Genomic DNA, 3758 nt, shown 5'->3' with positions numbered 1-3758 from the left:
CAGGACGAGGTAATTTGGCATTTGACAAGTGCACGCTGTTGAGTTCTCAAGGATCAGACGCTCCCCCAACCAGCCTCACGACCAGCCCGAAGGGCAACCTCATAATCTTATCCGATCTGCGCCAGCTGTCAAATCGACAACCTGCGGCTCAGAACCGGACTCCCCGTCCTAGATCCTGAGATCAGCAGCCGAGTCGACTGCGCTTCAGATGGGGTTTGTTTCCGCTTGAGGGGGCGGGGCCTCAGCCTCACCGCTCTCCCTTTGGGGCGAACAACAAGAACATTACGCGGCAGCCCGCACGCCGGCAAATTGTGGCGCATCCCGGGCGTGTCGCACAGCATCCAGTCCTCCGGCGCAGCCCCCGCAGATGCGACGAGACCCGCAGGCCCAGAAGGGCCCACGGGTCTCGTGGTGCAGAAGGGTCCGGTACTACGCGGACTTCTCCTCGACGGCGTCGTCGGCGGCAGCCTCAGCGGCAGCGCCCTCTTCCGGCGACTCGGCGCCGGCGTCGGTTGCGTCGTCCTCGACGGTCTCGTCGGCGGCGGTCTCCTCGACGGGAGCCTCCTCGGCGACGGGAGCGGCGGCAGCGGACTTCTTGGCCGACTTCGCCTTCGGGGTCACGGGCTCGAGGACGAGCTCGATGACCGCCATCGGGGCGTTGTCGCCCTTGCGGGGACCGATCTTCGTGATGCGTGTGTAGCCGCCCTCACGCTCGGCGACGAGCGGCGCGATCTCGGTGAAGAGAACGTGCACCACTTCCTTGTCACCGATGACCGAGAGCACGCGGCGACGCGCGTGCAGGTCACCGCGCTTGGCGAACGTGATCAGACGCTCAGCGAGCGGACGAAGGCGCTTGGCCTTGGTCTCGGTCGTCTTGATCGACTTGTGGGTGAACAGGGCCGCGGCGAGGTTCGCAAGCAGCAGGCGCTCGTGTGCGGGACCGCCACCGAGGCGGGGACCCTTCGTGGGCTTAGGCATGTCTCATTTACTCCAGAATGAAAAGTCGGTCGGGGTGGCCGGCTCAGACGGTTTCGTCGTCGTAGCCGCCGTAGAAGTGCGCGCCGTCGAACCCGGGAACCGAGTCCTTCAGCGACAGACCGAGCGAGATGAGCTTGTCGCGCACCTCGTCGACCGACTTCTGACCGAAGTTGCGGATGTTCATGAGCTGCGTCTCCGAGAGGGCGACGAGCTCGCTGACCGTGTTGATGCCTTCGCGCTTGAGGCAGTTGTACGAGCGGACCGACAGGTCGAGATCCTCGATCGGCATCGACAGCTCGTTCGAGAGGACGGTCTCGACCGGCGCGGGGCCGATCTCGATGCCCTCGGCCTCGACGTTGAGCTCACGGGCCAGGCCGAACAGCTCGGTGAGGGTGCGACCGGCCGACGCGACTGCGTCACGCGGGGCGATCGACGGCTTCGACTCGACGTCCAGGACGAGCTTGTCGAAGTCGGTGCGCTCACCGGCGCGCGTGGCCTCGACGCGGTAGCTGACCTTGAGCACGGGCGAGTAGATCGAGTCGATCGGGATCTGACCGGCCTCGGCGTACTCGTTGCGGTTCTGCGTCGCCGAGACGTAGCCGCGGCCACGCTCGATGGTGAGCTCGAGCTCGAACTTCGCCGTCTCGTTGAGCGTCGCGATGACCAGGTCGGGGTTGTGCACCTCGACGCCCGCCGGAGCGGAGATGTCGGCGGCGGTGACCTCACCGGAGCCGGTCTTGCGCAGGTACGCGGTGATGGGCTCGTCGCGCTCGCTCGAGACGACGAGCTGCTTGATGTTGAGGATGATCTCGGTGACATCCTCCTTGACACCGGGAATGGTGCTGAACTCGTGGAGGACGCCGTCGATGCGGATCGACGTCACGGCCGCGCCGGGGATCGAGGACAGGAGGCTGCGACGCAGCGCGTTGCCGATCGTGTAGCCGAAGCCAGGCTCCAGCGGCTCGATGACGAAGCGGCTGCGGAACTCCCCGACCTTCTCCTCGGTCAGAGTGGGACGCTGTGCGATGAGCACTATGTGTTCCTTTCGATCACGTGCCCGCTATATGACACGTGCGGTGGGTGAGGTGTTGAGTTTTTCTCGGAGGATGCCGCGACGCGCGGCTCCTGAAGCGTGCGGTAGCCGGGACGCCGGTGAGGGCGTCCCGGCTCCGGGATGTCAGACGCGGCGACGCTTGGGCGGACGGCAGCCGTTGTGGGCCTGCGGCGTCACGTCCTGGATCGAGCCGACCTCGAGGCCTGCGGCCTGAAGCGAGCGGATCGCGGTCTCACGACCCGAACCCGGGCCCTTGACGAAGACGTCGACCTTCTTGACGCCGTGCTCCTGCGCCTGGCGGGCGGCCGATTCGGCGGCCATGCCAGCGGCATACGGAGTCGACTTGCGCGAGCCCTTGAAGCCCACGCCACCCGAGGACGCCCAGCTGATGACGGCGCCCGACGGGTCGGTGATCGAGACGATCGTGTTGTTGAACGTCGACTTGATGTGGGCCTGGCCCAGCGCGATGTTCTTCTTTTCCTTGCGACGCGGCTTGCGCGCGGCGGTCTTGGCCTGTGCCATGTTCTTCTTCTCCTAAACCCTGGGGCCCGCTTACTTGCGGCCGGCCTTCTTCTTGCCGGCGACGGTGCGCTTGGGGCCCTTGCGGGTGCGCGCGTTCGTCTTGGTGCGCTGACCGCGCACCGGGAGGCCACGACGGTGGCGGATGCCCTCGTACGAGCCGATCTCGACCTTGCGGCGAATGTCGGCGGCCACCTCACGGCGGAGGTCACCCTCGACCTTGTAGCTGACCTCGATGTAGTCGCGGAGCGCGATGAGCTGGTCATCGGTGAGGTCCTTGACGCGGATGTTCTCGTCGATGCCGGTCGCGACCAGGATCTCGTTCGAACGGGTACGGCCGACACCGTAGATGTAGGTGAGGGCGATCACCACGCGCTTGTCGCGCGGGATGTCAACGCCGGCAAGACGTGCCATGCGATTCTCCTAGGAGTTGGTGGAGGTGTGGAGCAGAATCGGTGCCCGGGCCTCCGCCCGAGGTGTCCCCCGCGAACGGGTTCTGATCCTGCCGATGTGTATTGAGTTGTGAGTGCCTCTGCGGCGTGCTGCAGATCAGCCCTGGCGCTGCTTGTGACGCGGGTTGCTCTTGCAGATGACCATGACGCGCCCGTGGCGACGGATGACCTTGCAGTGGTCGCAGATGGGCTTGACGGAGGGGTTGACCTTCATGACTTCTTCTCTTCGCTGTCTTCACGACGAACGGGCGCCTTCCGGCAGTCCGCTCGGGTGTTACTTCTCGACCGGTCTAGCGGTAGCGGTAGACGATGCGCCCGCGGGTGAGGTCGTAGGGGCTGAGCTCCACGACGACACGGTCCTCGGGAATGATGCGGATGTAGTTCTGCCGCATCTTGCCTGAGATCGTGGCGAGCACCTTGTGTCCGTTGCTCAGCTCAACGCGGAACATCGCATTGGGCAGCGCCTCGGAGATGACGCCCTCGATCTCGATGACACCGTCTTTCTTCGCCATACACTCGCTAACGCTGGGCAGACCGGTCGGTCTGCGTTGGGTGGGTGATTGTGCGTGGACACGCCGATGAAGGCGCAACGCACCAAAGATCAAGCATACGTGATAGCGGATGCCGCAGCAAATCACCCCGCGTCCGTCCGCCGATCCGATAAGTCCGTACCGAGCCGACACGTTTTCGGCGTCAAGAACCTATCGGCTCGGCACGAACATGTCGGTTCGGCGGGGAGCACGGGGCTGAGGGGG

Annotated in this window: 6 protein-coding genes; all 6 read right to left on the bottom strand. The window is 65.2% G+C overall.

Annotated features, from left to right (window positions below):
- Positions 1-429: 429 nt before the first annotated feature.
- The gene (gene rplQ, locus FFS15_RS18500; RefSeq protein WP_137846524.1) at positions 430-978 is read right to left on the bottom strand and encodes a 50S ribosomal protein L17; all 549 of its coding nucleotides are present in this window, start codon (positions 976-978) and stop codon (positions 430-432) included.
- Positions 979-1021: 43 nt separating this feature from the next.
- Positions 1022-2011 (bottom strand): DNA-directed RNA polymerase subunit alpha, encoded by a 990-nt coding sequence (locus FFS15_RS18495; protein ID WP_137846523.1) that lies wholly within the window; start codon positions 2009-2011, stop codon positions 1022-1024.
- Between the two features lie 144 nt (positions 2012-2155).
- Positions 2156-2554 carry a 30S ribosomal protein S11 gene (gene rpsK / locus FFS15_RS18490; RefSeq protein ID WP_056117708.1) on the bottom strand — a complete coding sequence of 133 codons (399 nt, stop codon included), beginning with the start codon at positions 2552-2554 and terminating at the stop codon, positions 2156-2158.
- Between the two features lie 30 nt (positions 2555-2584).
- Positions 2585-2965, bottom strand: coding sequence for a 30S ribosomal protein S13 (gene rpsM / locus FFS15_RS18485; RefSeq protein WP_137846522.1), 381 nt, complete (start codon positions 2963-2965; stop codon positions 2585-2587).
- Positions 2966-3100: 135 nt separating this feature from the next.
- The gene (gene rpmJ / locus FFS15_RS18480) at positions 3101-3217 is read right to left on the bottom strand and encodes a 50S ribosomal protein L36 (RefSeq protein WP_005050492.1); all 117 of its coding nucleotides are present in this window, start codon (positions 3215-3217) and stop codon (positions 3101-3103) included.
- Positions 3218-3293: 76 nt separating this feature from the next.
- Entirely contained in the window at positions 3294-3515 is a 222-nt protein-coding gene (gene infA / locus FFS15_RS18475; protein WP_017201569.1) for a translation initiation factor IF-1, read from the bottom strand.
- Positions 3516-3758 lie beyond the last annotated feature (243 nt).

Source organism: Microbacterium sp. 2FI, from assembly GCF_005502885.1.
In the GTDB taxonomy this organism is placed as follows: Bacteria; Actinomycetota; Actinomycetes; order Actinomycetales; family Microbacteriaceae; genus Microbacterium.
The sequence above is the reverse complement of the archived record's forward strand: the minus strand, read 5'-3'. Positions and strand labels throughout refer to the sequence as shown.